The 17,744-nt window shown below is 51.5% G+C and carries 18 protein-coding genes; 9 read left to right on the top strand and 9 right to left on the bottom strand.

Annotated elements, in window-relative coordinates; all coding sequences use genetic code 11:
- Nucleotides 1–70: 70 nt before the first annotated feature.
- The gene (locus QKW35_RS07115) at nt 71–565 is read left to right on the top strand and encodes a GNAT family N-acetyltransferase (RefSeq protein ID WP_282351840.1); all 495 of its coding nucleotides are present in this window, start codon (nt 71–73) and stop codon (nt 563–565) included.
- Between the two features lie 477 nt (nt 566–1,042).
- Here the strand turns inward: QKW35_RS07115 and QKW35_RS07110 are convergent, their stop codons facing one another.
- Nucleotides 1,043–2,248: an aminotransferase-like domain-containing protein gene (locus QKW35_RS07110; protein ID WP_282351838.1), complete on the bottom strand. Its 1,206-nt coding sequence runs from the start codon at nt 2,246–2,248 to the stop codon at nt 1,043–1,045.
- A 102-nt stretch (nt 2,249–2,350) separates the two neighbouring features.
- Between QKW35_RS07110 and QKW35_RS07105 the strand changes: the two genes are divergently transcribed.
- Nucleotides 2,351–2,947 (top strand): pyridoxamine 5'-phosphate oxidase family protein, encoded by a 597-nt coding sequence (locus QKW35_RS07105; RefSeq protein ID WP_282351837.1) that lies wholly within the window; start codon nt 2,351–2,353, stop codon nt 2,945–2,947.
- A gap of 122 nt (nt 2,948–3,069) precedes the next feature.
- Here the strand turns inward: QKW35_RS07105 and QKW35_RS07100 are convergent, their stop codons facing one another.
- Together QKW35_RS07100 and QKW35_RS07095 are read right to left on the bottom strand one after the other, a co-directional pair.
- Nucleotides 3,070–3,393 (bottom strand): hypothetical protein, encoded by a 324-nt coding sequence (locus tag QKW35_RS07100; protein WP_282351835.1) that lies wholly within the window; start codon nt 3,391–3,393, stop codon nt 3,070–3,072.
- A gap of 17 nt (nt 3,394–3,410) precedes the next feature.
- The gene (locus tag QKW35_RS07095) at nt 3,411–4,478 is read right to left on the bottom strand and encodes a sigma-54-dependent Fis family transcriptional regulator (protein ID WP_282351833.1); all 1,068 of its coding nucleotides are present in this window, start codon (nt 4,476–4,478) and stop codon (nt 3,411–3,413) included.
- Between the two features lie 367 nt (nt 4,479–4,845).
- Between QKW35_RS07095 and QKW35_RS07090 the strand changes: the two genes are divergently transcribed.
- Nucleotides 4,846–5,514 (top strand): TetR/AcrR family transcriptional regulator, encoded by a 669-nt coding sequence (locus tag QKW35_RS07090; protein ID WP_282351830.1) that lies wholly within the window; start codon nt 4,846–4,848, stop codon nt 5,512–5,514.
- Between the two features lie 43 nt (nt 5,515–5,557).
- Here the strand turns inward: QKW35_RS07090 and QKW35_RS07085 are convergent, their stop codons facing one another.
- Nucleotides 5,558–5,701: a hypothetical protein gene (locus QKW35_RS07085; protein WP_282351828.1), complete on the bottom strand. Its 144-nt coding sequence runs from the start codon at nt 5,699–5,701 to the stop codon at nt 5,558–5,560.
- Between the two features lie 252 nt (nt 5,702–5,953).
- Between QKW35_RS07085 and QKW35_RS07080 the strand changes: the two genes are divergently transcribed.
- The 3 genes from QKW35_RS07080 to QKW35_RS07070 all read left to right on the top strand — a co-directional run bounded on the left by QKW35_RS07080 (nt 5,954) and on the right by QKW35_RS07070 (nt 8,971).
- Nucleotides 5,954–6,730, top strand: coding sequence for a DUF4197 domain-containing protein (locus QKW35_RS07080; RefSeq protein WP_282351826.1), 777 nt, complete (start codon nt 5,954–5,956; stop codon nt 6,728–6,730).
- 280 nt (nt 6,731–7,010) lie between these two features.
- Nucleotides 7,011–8,324: a sulfite oxidase gene (locus tag QKW35_RS07075; RefSeq protein ID WP_282351824.1), complete on the top strand. Its 1,314-nt coding sequence runs from the start codon at nt 7,011–7,013 to the stop codon at nt 8,322–8,324.
- A gap of 14 nt (nt 8,325–8,338) precedes the next feature.
- The gene (locus QKW35_RS07070) at nt 8,339–8,971 is read left to right on the top strand and encodes a c-type cytochrome (protein ID WP_282351822.1); all 633 of its coding nucleotides are present in this window, start codon (nt 8,339–8,341) and stop codon (nt 8,969–8,971) included.
- Between the two features lie 132 nt (nt 8,972–9,103).
- Here QKW35_RS07070 and QKW35_RS07065 read toward each other — a convergent pair whose 3' ends face one another.
- Nucleotides 9,104–9,409, bottom strand: a complete 306-nt coding sequence (locus QKW35_RS07065) for a YebG family protein (protein WP_282351820.1) — start codon at nt 9,407–9,409, stop codon at nt 9,104–9,106.
- Between the two features lie 220 nt (nt 9,410–9,629).
- Between QKW35_RS07065 and QKW35_RS07060 the strand changes: the two genes are divergently transcribed.
- From QKW35_RS07060 to QKW35_RS07050, 3 genes are read left to right on the top strand one after another with little or no spacing between them, the layout of a single operon-like run.
- Nucleotides 9,630–10,961, top strand: a complete 1,332-nt coding sequence (locus QKW35_RS07060) for a vWA domain-containing protein (RefSeq protein WP_282351818.1) — start codon at nt 9,630–9,632, stop codon at nt 10,959–10,961.
- Nucleotides 10,962–11,000: 39 nt separating this feature from the next.
- Nucleotides 11,001–12,797: a sensor histidine kinase gene (locus QKW35_RS07055; protein ID WP_282351816.1), complete on the top strand. Its 1,797-nt coding sequence runs from the start codon at nt 11,001–11,003 to the stop codon at nt 12,795–12,797.
- Nucleotides 12,794–13,480 carry a response regulator transcription factor gene (locus QKW35_RS07050; protein WP_282351815.1) on the top strand — a complete coding sequence of 229 codons (687 nt, stop codon included), beginning with the start codon at nt 12,794–12,796 and terminating at the stop codon, nt 13,478–13,480. Before QKW35_RS07055 ends, QKW35_RS07050 begins: the two co-directional genes overlap by 4 nt.
- 143 nt (nt 13,481–13,623) lie before the next feature.
- On the opposite strand, the gene QKW35_RS07045 is transcribed toward QKW35_RS07050, so the two are convergent.
- The 4 genes from QKW35_RS07045 to QKW35_RS07030 form a co-directional block, all read right to left on the bottom strand.
- On the bottom strand, nt 13,624–14,235 hold the full coding sequence (locus QKW35_RS07045) for a DNA-3-methyladenine glycosylase family protein (RefSeq protein ID WP_282351881.1): 612 nt from the start codon (nt 14,233–14,235) through the stop codon (nt 13,624–13,626).
- Nucleotides 14,236–14,466: 231 nt separating this feature from the next.
- Entirely contained in the window at nt 14,467–14,808 is a 342-nt protein-coding gene (locus tag QKW35_RS07040; RefSeq protein WP_282351812.1) for a YdbL family probable chaperone protein, read from the bottom strand.
- A gap of 17 nt (nt 14,809–14,825) precedes the next feature.
- Entirely contained in the window at nt 14,826–15,026 is a 201-nt protein-coding gene (locus QKW35_RS07035; RefSeq protein WP_282351811.1) for a YnbE family lipoprotein, read from the bottom strand.
- A 32-nt stretch (nt 15,027–15,058) separates the two neighbouring features.
- The gene (locus tag QKW35_RS07030) at nt 15,059–17,392 is read right to left on the bottom strand and encodes an intermembrane phospholipid transport YdbH family protein (RefSeq protein WP_282351810.1); all 2,334 of its coding nucleotides are present in this window, start codon (nt 17,390–17,392) and stop codon (nt 15,059–15,061) included.
- Nucleotides 17,393–17,744: the final 352 nt, after the last annotated feature.

The following is a 17,744-nucleotide window of genomic DNA, read 5'->3' as shown; positions in this document are numbered from 1 at the left end:
AGGGCACCCTTTCAGGGTGCCGGCAGGCTGAAGCCTGCCCTACAATGATGCCACCTGAATCCACATACTGATGTCACACCTGAATATCCGCAACGTTACCGAGCAGGACATCGATCGCTGCTACGAAATCGAAACCACCTCCTACGCTGGCGATGAAGCCGCCAGCAAAGCGAAGATCCTTAAGCGTATCCAAACCTATCCCGAAGGGTTTACCGTGCTCGAAAACGAGCGCGAGATCATCGGCTTTATCAACGCAGGTGCCACAGACAATGTGGTGCTTTCCGACGAGACGTTTAAAGAGCTGGTTGGCCACGATCCAAATGGCAAGAAGATCGTGATTATGTCCGTTGTCGTTCACCCGAAGTATCAGGGCCAGGGTATGGCGGGCAAGCTGATGGATGACTTTATTGGCCGAATGAAGCTGATGGGTAAGGAAGAGATCTTCCTGATCTGTCAGGAAGAGTTGATCGGTATGTACGCCAGGTTTGGCTATCAGGATCTTGGGCCATCCGATTCAGATCATGGTGGCCTGAGCTGGCATGAGATGTCGCTCTCGCTGAACTGATCTATATGATCAGATTTTCCCGGGCACAACAGGCTTCCTTCAGTTGTGCCCTTCTGAATATACATATCTAAATTAATACGTCACTCCGACACAGCCCGAACTGAAACTCTCAGATTGAGCGGCGCCTAAGTATGCTGACAGCAGCAACAGCGGCTCCTCCTTTGTAAAGGGTTATTCACGTCGTATCTCAATTGCTTACTAGGCGCTCTTACTCAGTCCTGTAAAGCGTAATAGCCTTTGCAAGTCGATCGATGCCTGTGTTGATCTCTGATTCGGTGTAACCGGCGAAACCGATAACCAAGCCCTTTGCCCCTTCCTTGCTGCTGTAATAGCGTGAAAGATCCCGTATGCCCAAGCCGCGTTCATCACATAATTGCCGTATACGTCGGTCATTCCATTGTTCAGGAATAAGGTAAACCGAGTGCATACCGCCATCGCTGGGGATTAGCGATAGGTGAGCCCCGAGTCGGGCTTCGATTACACTGTGCAGAGTTTCCCGACGTTGGTGGTAGAGTTTGCGCATCCGTCGCACATGACTGGCAAAATGACCGTTGCCCATGAATTCCGCCAACGCAAGTTGTGGAAGAATCGATGTTCCCCCTCCATGTAAGTTTTGGCGCGGTTAGCAGGCTCTAACAACAGCTCCGGTAGCACCATATACCCCAGACGAATGCCGGGATGGAGAATCCGGCTGAACGTACCGGTATAGATCACCACGTCCTGCCCGCCCAGCCCCTGCAAGGAAGTTAGGGGCTGTTGCTCGAACCTGAACTCACTGTCGTAATCGTCCTCGATCAGCCAGCTGCCGGTTCGCTTTGCCCACTGTAGCACGTGCAGCCGCCTGTCGAGGCTTAACGTATGGCCCAACGGGTGGTTTCTGGACGGTGTCAGCATCACCACTCGCGCATCCGGCGCTTTCTCCAGCCCATCTTCGAGTTGAATGCCTTGCTCGTCCACTTGTGCCGGGATTTTAGTTGCACCCACCGCAGCGATCGCGCCGTCGATACCTTGGTATCCCGGATCTTCGGTAATGACTGGCTCCCCGGCATTCACCAGTAGCTTAAGCGCGAGAAACATCGCTTGCTGGGAACCTGAACAGATCATCACCTGGTCTGCGGAGCATTTCACACCCCTTACAACACGAAGGTAGCTGGCGATCTGCTCGCGAAGCTGGTTGTTTCCCATTACCGAATTCTGCTGGTATTTCATCTGTCGTCCGGCACCTGCAACCGCCCGTTGCCACTGACTCCAGGGAAAACTGTTAATACAGGGTTGAGCAGGAAGCAGCAGCTCCCCCTTTTTCATTTGGTTGGGCTTGCGCACCCCCACCAGCGTTTGCGCCATTGCGGAGAGTTTTGGGGGATTCTGAGTCTGTGATTGGGCTTGATCTTCTTTTTGGCCGACCGTATCCAACGGAAGATTCGTTGCGACAAAACTGCCCGCGCCGTGGCGGGTTTCAACATACCCTTCGGCATGCAACATTTCATACGCAGTTTTAACCGTGTTACGGGAGATACCGAGCTCTGCGCACAAGGCGCGACTTGCCGGCAGCTTTGCGCCAGGCGCCAGATTGCCTTTAATGATGGCCTGCTGGAAAGCGCGAAACAGTCTTACGTATTGTGCTAACTCGCTGCTTGATTCCTGAAATGGCAAATACAGGGATGAGGGAAACTGAGAAACCATAAAAGTGGGTCTACATAAATTGTAATAATGGAGCTCTTCATTAGCCCATTTAGCCTCTATTCTGGGCCCACTGCAAGCTAACAACACAAGGGAGCTGTTGCCGTGGAACCAATCACCGTAACGGAAAGAACGCGGGTCAAACGTGGCCCCAAAAAGGCGCGCTACGACCGCACAACGATCTATTCAATACTGGATGAGGCTTTCGTCTGTCATATAGGGGCGACGATGCATAATACCGCTGCGGTACAGCCAAATTTTCACTGGCGTATCGGTGATCGCTTGTATGTGCATGGATCAAGTAAAAACGGGCTTTTCCAGTCGATTATCCGCGGTGAGACAGCGTGTATAACCGTCACGCTGCTGGACGGATTGGTGTTTGCTAAATCGGCATTTCACTACTCTGCAAATTTCCGCTCGGTGATGCTCTATGGTGAGGGGGAGGTAATAGAAGATCCGATGCACAAGCGCTTTGCGTTGGACCAGATGTTGGAGAAGTTCAGTCAAGGTCGCTCGACCGAAGCTCGTGCGCCCAACGAAACCGAGATGAAAGCGACCGTTGTGATCAGCTTTCCGATCGATGAGGTGTCAGCAAAGATCAGAACGGGCCCACCGGTTGATGATGAGGAAGACCAGAGTTATCCAACCTGGTCTGGCGTTAAGCCTGTAACCACGCTTATTGGTGATCTGGTTGGTGAGTAAGTAGTGAAAGTGTCGGAGTCATCCGTTTTAGACCTGAGTGGTCTCCGGCACATTGCCGCTCCGTATGTGCGCTACGACAAAGTCATTACCGCGATCTGTTGTCCTCGTAACCCCATTTAACTTTACGAATAACCAGAGATAAAGCGCGCAGCTTCCTCGCGGGTGAAGAATTGCTCCAGGCGTACGAAACCCGATATTACGGTGCTTTTGATATTCTGCACGCGTCCGCGCAAGTCTCGGCAGGTGATCCAGCTTTCAGGTAAACCGTCCAACAGGTGGCAAGGTGCAATACGCCCGTTACTAAAGCGCGAAAGCTCTACCTGTCCGGTCGCCGTATCCATAAATGCCGGTATAAAACCCGCGTGTGTATTTCCTTCGCTTACACCGCCTGTACCAGAATATTGTGCGTTTTCTTCAGTGAGACGGACGGGGTTCGGCATGATCATGGCGTTTACCTCTACGGTTAATCCCGTGCAGTGAGTGCTGCGTCCATGCCCGCGTTTTGCAGGCGGCGGTATAGTGTCGCCCTGCTAATTCCCAGCGCTGCAGCCGAAGCCGAGATATTACCTCCGGTAGAAGCAATCACCTTCCGTATATGCTCAGCTTCAGCGCTTTTTAGTGTTGTACCCTTACTTGCACCACTATCTTTGCTTAGGTGCAAATGGCGACTGGAAGATAACTCTTCGCGGAAGTCTTCAGTCAGATGCTCTTTGGTAATGAGATTTTCGCCCTCTTCCATGAACGCAACACAGGTTTTAAGCACTGTTTGCAGCTGTCTCACGTTACCCGGCCAGCAATAGCAGGAGAGCTCTTCCATTAGGGCTGTATCAATACGGATGTTGTGATCATGTCCGGCTTCAATCCGCAGCATGTGGTGAACAAAATCGCCAAAGTTGGACCGCTTACGAAGGGAGGGAATACGAATGGTCATTCCGTTCAGGCGGTAGTAGAGGTCTTCGCGAAAACTGCCTTCCGCTACCATCTGTTTCAAGTCACGGTGTGTGGCACAGATAACGGTTATATCAACAGGGATCTCTTTGCCACTGCCCAAAGGCGTCACACAGCGATCTTGCAAGACGCGTAGCAATCGCGCCTGGAGATCCAGTGGCATATCACCAATTTCGTCCAGGAACAAAGTACCCTTATCGGCCAGTTGGACTTTGCCTTTCATTCCGCCTCGGCGTGCGCCGGTGAATGCGCCATCGGTATAACCGAACAGCTCCGATTCGATCAAACCTTCAGGGATGGCGGCACAGTTCAACGCGACAAACGGACTGGAACCGCGGCAGCTCTCTTGATGGAGGGTGCGAGCCAATACCTCTTTACCCGCCCCCGTTTCGCCAAGAATCAGTATCGGAATCTCGTGGTTCAGCGCTTTGACGCCGCGATGGGCAACTTTGGAAAACTCCGTATCCTGGAAGGTCACTTCCTTCAGGGTTATCTGTGATCTCCTAACGGAGCGGGTGCCTTTGCCGGGAAAGGTAACGATGCGATGCTGATCTGATGTATGCGGCGTTGTATTGGCAAACATAACGGGAACCTCAACAAAACACTGACAGCGTAACTAAGCCGTCACTGAGTGAATGGTGTTTGCGATAGGTTCGTTTAGTCGTTGCTAGCGGGTAAGGCAGGATTGTTACCTTTATCTTCATGATGTACAGGGCTGGAACATTCATGTTGGGACACTCTGTTTTATATTTATTAGGACGCGTGACCTAGAATGTATTTAACCATAGCAGTAGAATTTGAAAAACAAAATAGGACCAGAGTCCTATATTTGATCAATCTAAGACCATGTTGTTATAACTGTATATTTATTGATCAGTTTTTGATCTCGTTGAATGCGCCGGATAAACCCGCAATAATTTCACCAACTCAGGCTTATTCGAAGACAGCCCATGCGTTCTATTCAGTTGCAAGTCAGACCCGGTACCGCAGCCTTCTCCAAAGGCCAGGAGCGCGTCCTGAAAATATTACAGTCGGCGCAAGATCTGATGATCTCCGGCGGATATCACAACCTCACTCTGCGTAAAGTCGCCTCGGGTGCAGGGATCAGCGTGGGGAACCTAAATTATTACTACTCCAACAAACAGGATCTGTTGCGAGACCTTCTCGACACCGTGATTGCTGCCTACATTGCGGAGTTTGATAACGTGCGGCAGGATGCAGGCGTTTCCCTGGAAGATCAGTTTGTCGCTATAGTCCGGTTTATCATCGAGGATTTGGGGACACAGGAAACCACCAATTTCTTCCCTGAACTCTGGGCGCTGGCCAACCATGACGAGCATGCAGCAGAGCGCATGGACGCCTTGTATACCAAAGCACGGCTGGTGCTAAACGAGCTCGTCGCCAGCCTCAACCCCGATCTGAGTGAGCAATCACGAGAACAGGTGGCTTTGTTTATCTCGGCATCAATGGAAGGTCTCACCCCGTTTGTCGGTTACCAAAAGCCTTGGGCAAATGATCGGGACGCGATCTCAAACATTGCCGCGCTCAGCTTTTTGAATTTGGTCCGTTCTGTCAATGATGAAGCCATACAGAGTGGTACACTCACGCCTCAGCCTTAAAGGCGTGAGCAGGGAGTCAGAAGCTCCCTGCTTCACTGCTGCCTTATCGGGTGGATGGGTTATAGATGTGTTCGATGTTATGGCTAAAGGTATCCTGGTAAACGCCCTCATCCACGGTATGTGCTGAAACAGCCATACTTGCGCTCATCCCTAGCACAGCAACTACGGCGAAAATGAGCTTTTTCATCGTATGCTCCTGTTTGCTTATACGGTACGTAAGACTATTCCGTATTCTGATCGTTCTTAAACCGGCTCAAAGTTCGTTCCAAAGTAGTAATTTCAGCTAAAGAATATAACCTGCAAAGATAAAGCTACTGAACTGCGATTCCGGTGAGTAAACTGAGAGCTCAACGGTTTATTCAGCACGGATAAAGCCACGTCAATCTAAGCTAATCGCAAAATTTAGATAGACGCTGTATCTGGTACACATGGAGTTGCTATGAAAAAAACACTGATCTGGTTACCGCTCGCCACTGCACTGAGTTTGTCATTTACCCATACCGCGACTGCCGGGTTTGGTGATTTCATCAAAAACCTGGAAGACACGGGTAAAGAAGTACTGGATAAGCAAATTAACGGGGGCGATACCTCGAATACGGCCCTACCGGCGTCGCTGGATACGGAAACCCTGATCCAGGGTCTGAAAGAGGCTCTGGAGGTAGGAAGTCGCCGTGCCATCGATACAATCGGTCAGGAAGGTGGCTACCTGAATAACGCCAATATCCGTGTACCGCTGCCGGAACCGCTCGATAAGGCCGCCAGCTTGCTTAATAAGATGGGAATGGAAAAGCAGGTTCAGCAGTTTGAAGAGAGCATGAACCGTGCGGCGGAAAAAGCAGCACCACAGGCAACCGCTCTGATTGTTGGTGCATTGAAAGAGATGACCATCGAAGACGCCAAGCGTATCTATAACGGCCCGGACAATGCGGCGACCGAGTACTTCCGGGAAAAGACGTCTGCGCGCCTGACCGAACTGTTTAAGCCGAGCATCACCGAATCAATGAATGATGTGGGTGTTACCCGTTACTACAATGTAGTTGCCGAAGAAGCGAAACAGTTGCCATATGTGGGCAATAACCTGAACGTGAACCTTGAAGACCATGTAACGGAAAAAGCGCTGGATGGACTGTTTACCGTTCTGGCGCAAGAAGAAAAGAAAATCCGTGAGAATCCGGCAGCACGCACTACCGAGCTGCTCAAGAAAGTGTTCCAGTGAGATTTCAGCTCATCCAGCGTGGGAAACCGGGTTGGATGAGTCTGCCTGTTGTCTGACTACATAGGCTGGCTTTTTTAGCACTCTTTTAGCACTCTGGCGGATACAACCCTTATTCGCGAGCCTTGCAATCACACAATACCATTTCGTCTGACCTATAATTGATTACAAACTTTGGGGATTTATCCAATCCCAGAGATTTTTTCGAGGTTTCAGTTAAGGATCATCGGGCTTTAAACCATGCCAACTCAAGGACGGGCAAACGTATCCATGAGGAGGCCACATGCCAAACGACCACAAGCCTGGAACACCTACCCACCGACCATCAACTAAGGCACTTAGCGATTCATCGCTGAGTCCAGATAACCAGCATCAGATAGACCCGGCCCGGCGTAAGGTAATTAGTGGGATGGGGATCGCAACCATGGCTTCTTTGCTTGGTGTTCACGCAATTCCCTATCACCGAAATATGCCGCCGGGTCTGATTCCTGTGGCCTTTGCTGACGGCAGCACATCATTGGCGGTAGAGGGCAAAGAGGGACTGCTCGTCTTAAACGACCGTCCAGTCAATGCAGAAACACCGCCTCATCTCCTTGACGATGAAATAACGCCTACGTCACGCCACTTTATCCGTAACAACGGCGTGCCCCCTTCAGACGTAGATGCTGAAGCGTGGGAGCTGGTTATCGACGGTGTTGTAGACAAGCCCTTGACGCTTTCGATCAATGACCTGAAAAAGAACTTCGAGGTGGTCACCCGCGATCTGGTTATCGAATGTGGGGGCAATGGTCGTGCGTTTTTTAATCCTCCGGCATCCGGTAACCAATGGACATACGGTGCTGTCGCATGTTCTAGCTGGACCGGCGTGAGATTGGCCGATGTTCTGAATGCGGCCGGAGTGAAGCCTGAAGCCGTTTACACCGCGCACTATGGCGCTGACACCCACCTATCTGGCAAACCGGACAAGCTCCCAATCTCGCGTGGTGTGCCTATTGCTAAAGCGATGAGCGACGAGAACCTGATAGCTTTTGCTATGAACGGCGAAGCTCTCCACCCGATGAACGGTGCGCCGCTGAGATTAGTGGTTCCGGGCTGGCCTGGCTCCTGTTCTCAGAAGTGGCTAAAGCGGATCCAATTGCGCGATGTGGTACATGATGGACCGAAAATGACCGGTACATCATATCGTGTACCCAACCGTCCGGTGGCACCTGGTGAAAAGGTCGACAAAGAGGACTTTATCATCATTGAGCGAATGCCTGTTAAATCCCTCATTACCCACCCCGCGACGGATACTCAAATCGGTGGTAATTCTGTAGAAGTCCGTGGGCACGCATGGTCGGGAGATCGCTCCATTCAGGGTGTAGCCCTGTCGATAGACTTTGGTGCAACCTGGATCGAGGCTGAACTGTCGGAACCAACAAACCCGGCAGCGTGGCAGCATTTCCGCTTAGATGTAAAATTCCCGCAGGCAGGGTATTACGAAATCTGGGCTAAAGCGACTGACAGCGAAGGTGTCAGCCAGCCATTTGGCATCGCCTGGAACCCCAAAGGTTATCTCAACAACTCTTACCACCGGATCGCCATTCGTGTCGGTTAGGATTGGAGACAACCATGGCGCGTATGCTTATCTGGTTAGGCTTGATGATGGTGGCGGGAGGTTTAAACGCTCAACCTCAACAGAGCGATACGCTAGGCGCGCAGTTTGCCCGCGTCTGCGCGGCCTGCCATAACCTCGACGCGAGCCATCCCCACAAACTCGGCCCCAACCTGTGGGATCTGGTTAATCGCCCCGTCGCTTCAGCCGAAGGTTATGAGTACTCTAATGCATTGTTGAAGCTGGGAGGCAACTGGACACCAACACGCCTTGATTCATTCTTACAGGATCCGGCAGCAATGGCACCAGGTACTCGTATGGCATTTCCGGGCATCAAGGATAAAGACCAACGCGCGGCGCTTCTTGACTACCTTGCATCCCTGTCGGATACCCCTACAGCACCACGAGAAATGGCAGCAGAGACAGCGACCTTTACCTTTGACGGCCTCCCTTCAGGTCAAGGGCAGGCTGAGGTCTATGCCACCTGCTCGGCCTGTCATTCACTCATGCTTGTGAAGCAGCAAGGTATGAACCGGGATCGTTGGAAACAGACGTTGGAATGGATGGTTGAGGAACAGGGAATGGACGAACTTCCGCCGCACAAGCTCCAGGTGATACTGGATTATCTAAGCGAGCACTTTGGGGAATGACAGGATGAATGCTCATTCCTGTTCATTTATTGATAGCGACGAATTTCCGAGGCACATGGCTTAGAAAAATGCGGCTCATCCAGTCAGGGGAACAGGACTGGATGAGCCGACTTGGTGCTCAGTACCAATCGTTTAAGCTTCTGCAGCTACAACTTGGTTATTCTCAACTGCTTTACCGCCCTTTCCCTCAATCACCTTAGGTGTTGGGATATCCTTCACGCTCTTCAGCAGTTCTACAAAATCATGTCGGCTGTTAAGGATCATCTCTGCTGCATTATCGGCCTGCTCTTCACTGAGACCGGTGGCAATCAACTTGTCAGCCATTTCGTACATAACGTCGGTGCGCTTATCGATGATATTTGCGAGCTTAGAATCCATGTATTCTCCTACAACCTTGCCGTTCCGGTCTTTCACGCGGTATACAATCTCAATGGCCATCGGTAGCCTCCTGACGGTTTCTGCAGCTCTTCAGAGCGATTTGACGGGGTTAATATTAATATACTGTACAAATATACAGTATTTGTGACATTGTGCAATCCTTGATCTCAAACAGACGACTATTTACAAATCTTTTACAAACTCCGAACCTTTATCTGACTTTTCAAATTGCTTGGCGGCGTAGAGTGAATAGCGAACCTACAAACAAGGAAAACAGGTCATGAATATACAATCAGTCACTCGCCGTGTACTGCTCCCCCTGCTTGCGGTGGTGATGGGGCTTTCAAGCGTCCAAGCCAGAGAGATTAATCTCACCACCAGCCTGGCGACACCGGTTATGAGTGCAGATCAGCGTCAGAACACCTTCATCAAAATATCCCTTGAAGGCTTCAAGCAGGAACACAGCGAAAAGCGCATCCCCGCCAACATTGCCATCGTCTTGGATAAATCCGGATCGATGCAGGGGGAAAAGATCCAGCAGGCACGTGAAGCCGCAGTCATGGCGATTCAGCGGCTTAACGAAAACGATATTGTCTCTGTGGTCTCCTATGACTCACGTGTGCAAGTGGTCGTACCCGCCACGCGGGTAAGCGATAAGCACCAGATCGCCCGGGCTATCCGTAATATCCATGCCAACGGCAACACCGCCCTGTTTGCCGGTGTAAGCAAGGGCGCTCAGGAACTGCGTAAGTTTCTCGATCTGAACAACGTTAATCGCGTCATCCTTCTGTCCGATGGGTTGGCAAACGTTGGGCCGAGCACGCCTAATGAGTTGGGCCAGCTGGGATTGTCTCTGGCCAAGGAAGGTATGAGTGTCACCACCATCGGTTTAGGGCTTGGATACAATGAAGACCTAATGACACAGCTTGCCGGCTACAGTGACGGTAACCATGCTTTTGTTGAAAACGCCGAAGACCTTGCGCGGATATTCCAGTACGAGTTTGGAGATGTGCTCTCTGTTGTGGCTCAGGGTGTGAATATAGAGATTCATTGTAAGAACGGTGTTCGTCCAGTTCGTATCTTAGGGCGGGAAGCAGAGATCCGGGGTAACCGAATCACCACCCGTATGAACCAGCTCTATAGTGAACAGGAGAAGTTCATTATTCTCGAGGTCGAAATTCCTGCACAGTCAGAGGCTCAAAACCTTGAAGTGGCAGATGTGGGTGTGAGCTACACCAATCTTTACAGCAAACAAGCCCAGTCTCTTCGAAACCGTGTACTGGCAAGTTTCAGTCAGTCAGAGAAACAGATTCAGGAAGCGGTAGATGTAGAAACCTACGAAGCCGCTGCCGAACAGGTTGCCAACGAAGAAAGCCGTCGTGCCATCAAATTGCGTGACCAGGGGGATATTGAAGCCGCGAAGTCGGTGCTCAAGCAAAACGCCATCTACCTGGATAACCTTGGTCAAAGCCTGGCGTCCCCTAAACTGCTTGAACAGAAAGCTGAGGCCCTACAGGATGCGGAAGAGCTCGAAAGCGAACAGGGCTGGAACAGAAAACGCAAAGAACTGAAGGAGCGTCAATACAAGCGCGCAACCCAGCAGAGCTATTAAGCCTTACCGAGATACACCCAAGACAAGGAACCAGATACTTTGAAGACACGAACGCCGATCCTGCTCGCGAGCCTTATTATCGTGCCGTTAATTCTGCTAGCGTGGTTCGGCGTGCGTCTGCAGAGCAATCAGCAGGAATTGCTCAAGCTGCAGTTGGGTGCGCTGATCGAAGCTCAACTGTCTGATGTGAATGCTCAGATGGTGCAGCATTTTGCCCGTTTGCAAAATGCATTGGATCAGCAGATTGATGATCTGTATCGCAGTGGCAACTTTACTTTCCATTCGCAGGCTATTGATTTACTTATAAAACAGAGTCCGCAAATCGCACGTGTATTCGTAATAAATGCTGAAGGTAAGCGCCTCTATCCAATGCCGGATAGCGAGCTTACTGTAGATGAGCAACGCTTTCTCGCCCAAACCCGTGAGCTTCTGGCAACCCCCAATCTTTTCAACTATAAGCCGAAAGATCCGACGCTTGTTACTCCTTCTCTGGTAACGCAGTCCGCAGCACCCGAGCAGTACCTGCGCAGTGAACCGCTGGTCGCGCAAAAAACCATCCCACCCCAGAAGATCATGCTGCGTGCGCCAGCGGCAAGTTACTCCGCGGACATCGCCCAGGCAGATATTGCCGAGGAACAGATGGTTGTGGCGGAGCGGTCTCAAACGGGATTTGATACGGCTGCATCAGGCTGGATCGCTTGGTACGCCGATACGCGTCTGCACCATATTTATTGGCGACGTAACAATGCAGGCACGGTGATCGGATTTGCATTGAACGGTGCGCGCCTTACCGCAGATCTGATCACAAACCTGCCGACCAGCCTAACCCAGGTTCAAACCGATGCCCCACTCCACAACGCAGAGATTCGCTTGATAAACAGCGGCGGAGAACAGATCTACGCGTGGGGGCAATTGGCCGAGGGTGTGCTGGGCGATAACAACAAGCCGTTAAAAATATTCCCGCTGAGCCACCCTTTGGGCAGTTGGCGGCTGGAGTACTTTGCGCCCGGGCTTAGCGCTCCAGGTGCCAATTGGATCAGTATGGCGCTGCTGATTGCCATCACGATGTTGGGACTCTCTGTGATTGCCTGGTTGATCTATCGCGAATACCAGCGGGATATGCGCTTGGCGCAGCAGCGTGTCAACTTCGTGAATCAAGTCTCCCACGAACTCAAAACACCGCTCACCAATGTACGGATGTATGCAGAGATGCTGGAGCAAAGCCTGCCGGATGATCCGGAGGCTGAACGGGCGCAACGGTATGTGGGTGTGATTAGTAACGAGAGTCAGCGCCTGTCTCGCTTGATTGAGAATGTACTTAGCTTCTCTCGTCTTGGACGTGGAAACCATACCATAACCCCAATACGGGGTATTGTTGCTGATTGTGTAGAAACTGTGATCGAGAACTTCGCCCCCATGCTGTTGCAGCGAGGCCTAAAGGTGGCTTTTACAGCAGAAGATCGTACGCCGGTACTGATAGACTGCGGTGCTCTGGAGCAGATCCTCAACAACCTGCTCAGCAATTGCGAAAAATATGCCGCAAACAGTGGTGACATTCGTATTCATAGCTGGATCGACGCGGGTATGACTTACCTGCGAGTGACCGACAACGGACCGGGTATTCCCAAAGCCGATTGGCACAAGGTGTTTACACCGTTCTATCGTTGCAGCAATCAACTCACCGACGGCGTAACCGGCACCGGAATCGGACTGGGGTTGGCGCGGGAAATAGCGCGCAGCCACGGAGGTGATCTTGTAATCGAAGCGTCGGATCAGGGCGCAAGTTTCCTCATTTCACTTCGCACCGATATTCCCCCTCAAGGAGCACAACAATGAACGTTCTGATTGCTGAAGATGATTTCAATATTCGTCTTGGGCTGAAAGACCTTCTGGAAGCCGAAGGTTACCACTGTATTGAGGCGGAGGATGGTGAAGTGGCGCTGACGCAATACCAAGCCCATCAACCGGATCTGGTGCTGCTCGATATTATGATGCCCAAAATGGACGGATACGCGGTCTGCCGCGCGATCCGGCAGCATGACATCCAGATTCCGGTGATCTTTATCACGGCTAAATCTGAAGAGATCGACCAGGTGGTTGGATTGGAGCTGGGCGCAGACGATTACATCAAAAAACCGTTTGGAACCCGTGAGGTGATTGCTCGAATTCGTGCGGTTACCCGTCGCGCCCTTGCCGCTCGGAACGCACCCGTTTACAACAACCAGTTTAAGATGGCCGACCTTGATGTATTCCCGGATGAATTACGAGCGGCACGTGACGGCCAGACGATCGAACTCAGCCTGCGGGATATGAAGATCCTGCAGCTGTTGCATAGGGAAAAGGGAAAGGTTGTCGACCGCGACGCCCTCTTCAACCATTGCTGGGGGCGTGATTACCTGCCCAACAGTCGCACCCTTGATCAACATATTTCCAAGTTGCGCAAAACAATTGAGCATGACCCAAAGAATCCTAAGATCGTGCTCACCGTGCATGGATTGGGGTATCGGTTTGATGGGTGAAAGCAAAGAATATCATTGTGAAATGACCTTGTAGGGCACCCCTTCAGGGTGCCGGTAGCCTAAAAGGCTACCCTACATAGATATTAGGTAGTTCCTGGTTTATCGCGGTCGGAGACCGCTGCTACAAACACGCGATAGAATATCTAAGTCGGCGCACCGCGATAGTAATGCCATAAAAACAGCGACCCCACACTTCGCCACGGTGACCAGTGCTCGATCAGATCCCTCGCCTGCTTCGGCGTGGGTTTCTTTTCCAACCCTTTCAAGCGTCCCAGCGCGACCTGGATCGCAAGGTCATCCGCCGGAAACACGTCCTGGCGGCCGAGTGAGAACATCATGTAGATCTCTGCGCTCCAGCGGCCAAATCCTCGCAGCGCGGTTATTGATTCGATAACCTCCTCGTCCGTTAGAAGATCTAGCCCTTCCGCATCAAAGGTTCCAGTCAGTTGGGCTTCCGCCAACCCCTTGGCGTACTCGATCTTACGAAAGGACATGCCTGCTTCACGAAGCGCCTGGTCCTCAACGGCGATGACACGCTCGGCAGATACATCACCCAACAGCGCCTCGACACGTCCACGGATCGCGTTAGCCGCTTCGGTAGACACCTGCTGCCCGATAATGATGGATAGAAAAGCGCTGAACCCGGTGGGACGGACACGCGGCTCGGGAGCGCCGATCAAGCCGTACGCCTTGGCTATATCCGTATCAACGTCGGACAGGGCTTCCAACCCTTGTACGATCTGTGTCTTATCAATCACGCTTGCCTCTGGTGTCTTATTGCTTCACTAGAATTCGAAGGTTGGGCGGGAGATGCCAAGAGGTAATATTGCCAAGAATCTATTGAGTTTCACCACCCGATTCTTGCTCAACTTGCCAATCTGGTGAGAAGGCTTATCTACGCTTCGACACCTATAATGTCGGTTTTTTTAACAAGGTAGGAAAACGGGCGGTGCGCTGATTCGCGATACCGCCCATAACAGAGGAACTTACTTTTTCTTCCAGTTGCCGTTTTGCAGCTGGATATACTGGCCACGTGGCGTGCGTTGTTGCAGACGCTGGCCCATACGCAGCTCAAACACGCCCTGCTCTGCACCGGCGCTGGCTGCACTCTTCTTGTATGCAGCTTTACGTTTTTCGTTGATGTCGTTGACCAGACGCCTGATGTCGGACGGAGGATTTGAGACCACGATGCCTAGATAACCGTTGGTACGTTCCCCTATCAAACCTTTTGCTTTTGCTTCATCCATTGACGTGGCCCATGCGGAGGTTGCAACCAGCGACAACGCAAGTGCGAACATGGTCAGAATGTGTTGGATTCGACGAAACATAGAAATACCTCAGCTCCTTAAAAGATATCGCCCTGTTCATCCAGCAGCGTATCGATCTCTTTATCGACTTTGACAAGAATTTCGTGCTCAATCTTCACATTGAGATTGATTGTTATCGGCTCACTGGGGACCGCCACTTCGACCCTTGGCGAACAGGCTGCCAGACCCATCGCCACCACCAATACAAAGACCGATGGGACGCTTCTATTCAGATTCATTCTCACACCTCTGTTGTGTCCTTTCTGACGCGTTAGTCACCGTACCGTTTTTCCAACTTTTCCGTCAATTGATCAGCGAACTGCAATGTACGCACCAGGTCCGGTATGTTCTCTTCAACGTTGATTGTGAAGTCCACCGGATGCCCGTTATTCCAGTCTGGATTTCGCCCTTTCAGTCGCGTGTTCAATAATGCCGTGCCGTCAGGTTGATAGTTGAGTTTGATGTCCAAAGTATCGTACTGGAAGTTCTCCAGTGCGCCCAACGCCATACCCAATGCCGGGTTGGTTGCTGCATAGGCAGCTACAGCGGCGTCCGGCTGGAAGCGGATCACGCCACCTTCCGGTGCAGTCAAGCGACCATCGTTTACGCTTGCACCCTCTGCATTGTAGCGAAACGGAAAACGTCCACTCATTTGACCACTTCCGCTGAGTCCTTTCTGCTGTTCGAGCTCCAGTATCTTTGCAACATCCAGTTGCTCTACCGTGACTGAAGTAGAGATATCCGGTGACTGGAGAGCCGTTTTAAACCCGTCAACGCGGATATCCCCACCCAGCATTTCGGCACTCACCGGTGCTACCGAGACTGTCCGTGTGCCTTTCGGCGTCTGCCTGAAGCTATAGCGGGTCGAAATGTTGTCGATCTCTACACCACCAAACAATGAACCAACCGTCAGTGCGCCTTTGTCACTGAAGGCACCAGATGCGCTATAGCGACTGCTGGATTGCCAACCGATGCCACGCAGTACTGTTTTTCCCCATGCGGCATCGGCACCATTCACTGCATTCCAGAACGTCAGACTCAGCTTACCATTCTGGACTGAACCCACGCCGTTGTGATCAAACCGGCCATCAAGCAGGCTTAACTCCGGTGGTATCTGCTTCGCATAGGGCCTCAACGTATCATCCAATCCCGCCAACCTCACGCTAGCCAGCGTCCAGGTTAGGTCTGTACGTCCCTTCTTAAGACTCGTTGCGGTGGTACCATTCACTTTTATCGGTAAGCCCTTGGTTAGCAGGGTGAAGCGGGTTGTGGCTTCGCCAGGGCTGATACTGAACTGGGTTTTCAGCGCCAGATTCGGCACCTTATGGTCTGGCAGTGTTACCGCTACCTCGGGCAGTTCCAGTGTTCCTTTATATAGATGCTGGACCAGATCGGCTGAATCGACACTGAACTGAATTGGACTGATGGCTGCACGAATGTCTCCGCGCTGTATAGAGGTGAGATGCAACTGTCCGCGAATCGGTAGATTATCGAGAGTTGGCACAGGTGGCGTGTTGGCCCGGGTCATCCCGTTAAGATTAACAGAGACGTTTATTGGACGATCCAGAACCAGATCCACGTTCGCCAATCGGATGTTAGGCAACACCACCGGAGCTGCCTTAACTGAACTCTTTTGCGCAACTTTCAGCGCCAAGTTCCCCGCCGCCAATTCAAGTTGACCGGCAGCGTTCAGAGCCAACGCAGGCAGTTCGTCAGAAATACCTGTGACGGTGCTTTGTGTAGTATAACTGTGGTTGGCAACCAGCTGGCTCAGCATCCCTTCCGGGGACAGTGCCGCTTTCAGCGGCAAAACAAAGGTACCGCGAGTACTGACGGAACCTGATGCCGCAGGCAGTGATAGGGTTGGCATAAAGCGATCCAGCCACGCCCTCAAACCGCCAAGGTCTATTACCTGGTTCGCATGCAGAGAAACGTTCTTTTCCGCCCGCAGGTTGCCGTCGATCACAACAAACGGACTGTCTTCCTGTAGCAGACGGAAATTGAAATGGTTTTCGGGCGTCAGTTCCAGATCACTCCAACCCAGATCCTGTTCGTCGCGTTTGAAGCGCACACGGCTATAGAACTGTTTATCGTCAATTAGAAATGCGCCGCTGAGTGTCCAGTCGGACTGGCTTTCCGGATAGTCGACTAACAAGTTCATCTCACCCACACGGATTTGCTTGCTGGGTAAAAGCACAAACCATGCAGCGGGCAGTAATTCAGGTAGATTCAGATAAACGTCGGGCTGAGTGGATTCGTCCTGGGATGAGCCGGTTATCTGTATCCTGATGCTGGATTGCGGAAGTTCTACCAGATCGACCTTCTGCGACGCCCAAAGGGTAAGTGGTGTGTATTCGATGGTCAGTGGCCCTGCAGATACTGAAACATGTGCTGTCTCGGTTTCAATGTCTGCCATAAAGCGTTTAACCGTTAGGCGATTCCAACCGGGACGTTCCATGTCCAATACCACATTCTGGAAATTTTGCTCGGCCAGCCAACGTGACCCGCCCCACTGCACGATATAAGGTGTAGCCGCGTAGAGCGCAACCACCAGTAATACCGGAAGCAGTATTAAAATGGCCAAGCTTATATACAGACGCCGCATCGTTCCTCCTGCAGACTGCTTCCCGTTCCTTGAAGATACCTATAGCAACAGATCGCAGATATGACATCAATAGAATGAAGTCGGTCCAAGCCCCTGGCGTTATCGATCGACCTGTTTCTTTTTTGCGCAACCGCAACACGACTGATCATCAAACACTCAGAATATTGCAGGTTTATGAGTTAAAAATGCCTCAAAACACACAGTTTTCAAGGTGTTGTAAAATTTCTACACTATTTTTACACGTTGGGATTATTGCGCGGTCCCTTGTGCGATGCGGCATACAGAGCAGTTTATTATCCTTTGGTGCAACAACACTACGTATAAACAGCCACATTTTTTCTGTATACTACAC

The sequence above is a fragment of the Pontibacterium granulatum genome (genome assembly GCF_029961155.1).
GTDB classification, from domain to species: domain Bacteria; phylum Pseudomonadota; class Gammaproteobacteria; order Pseudomonadales; family Balneatricaceae; genus Pontibacterium; species Pontibacterium granulatum.
This window is presented reverse-complemented; position numbering and strand designations above follow the sequence as displayed.

Bases quoted from the DNA above. Each gene is read 5' to 3' on its own strand.
- QKW35_RS07040 (WP_282351812.1), bottom strand. From the start codon at position 14,808: ATGTTTCGTCGAATCCAACACATTCTGACCATGTTCGCACTTGCGTTG.
- QKW35_RS07070 (WP_282351822.1), top strand. From the start codon at position 8,339: ATGGCGCGTATGCTTATCTGGTTAGGCTTGATGATGGTGGCGGGAGGT.
- QKW35_RS07100 (WP_282351835.1), bottom strand. From the start codon at position 3,393: ATGATCATGCCGAACCCCGTCCGTCTCACTGAAGAAAACGCACAATAT.
- QKW35_RS07080 (WP_282351826.1), top strand. From the start codon at position 5,954: ATGAAAAAAACACTGATCTGGTTACCGCTCGCCACTGCACTGAGTTTG.
- QKW35_RS07085 (WP_282351828.1), bottom strand. From the start codon at position 5,701: ATGAAAAAGCTCATTTTCGCCGTAGTTGCTGTGCTAGGGATGAGCGCA.
- QKW35_RS07075 (WP_282351824.1), top strand. From the start codon at position 7,011: ATGCCAAACGACCACAAGCCTGGAACACCTACCCACCGACCATCAACT.
- QKW35_RS07030 (WP_282351810.1), bottom strand. From the start codon at position 17,392: ATGCGGCGTCTGTATATAAGCTTGGCCATTTTAATACTGCTTCCGGTA.
- QKW35_RS07090 (WP_282351830.1), top strand. From the start codon at position 4,846: ATGCGTTCTATTCAGTTGCAAGTCAGACCCGGTACCGCAGCCTTCTCC.
- QKW35_RS07065 (WP_282351820.1), bottom strand. From the start codon at position 9,409: ATGGCCATTGAGATTGTATACCGCGTGAAAGACCGGAACGGCAAGGTT.
- QKW35_RS07110 (WP_282351838.1), bottom strand. From the start codon at position 2,248: ATGGTTTCTCAGTTTCCCTCATCCCTGTATTTGCCATTTCAGGAATCA.
- QKW35_RS07060 (WP_282351818.1), top strand. From the start codon at position 9,630: ATGAATATACAATCAGTCACTCGCCGTGTACTGCTCCCCCTGCTTGCG.
- QKW35_RS07115 (WP_282351840.1), top strand. From the start codon at position 71: ATGTCACACCTGAATATCCGCAACGTTACCGAGCAGGACATCGATCGC.
- QKW35_RS07095 (WP_282351833.1), bottom strand. From the start codon at position 4,478: ATGTTTGCCAATACAACGCCGCATACATCAGATCAGCATCGCATCGTT.
- QKW35_RS07050 (WP_282351815.1), top strand. From the start codon at position 12,794: ATGAACGTTCTGATTGCTGAAGATGATTTCAATATTCGTCTTGGGCTG.
- QKW35_RS07035 (WP_282351811.1), bottom strand. From the start codon at position 15,026: ATGAATCTGAATAGAAGCGTCCCATCGGTCTTTGTATTGGTGGTGGCG.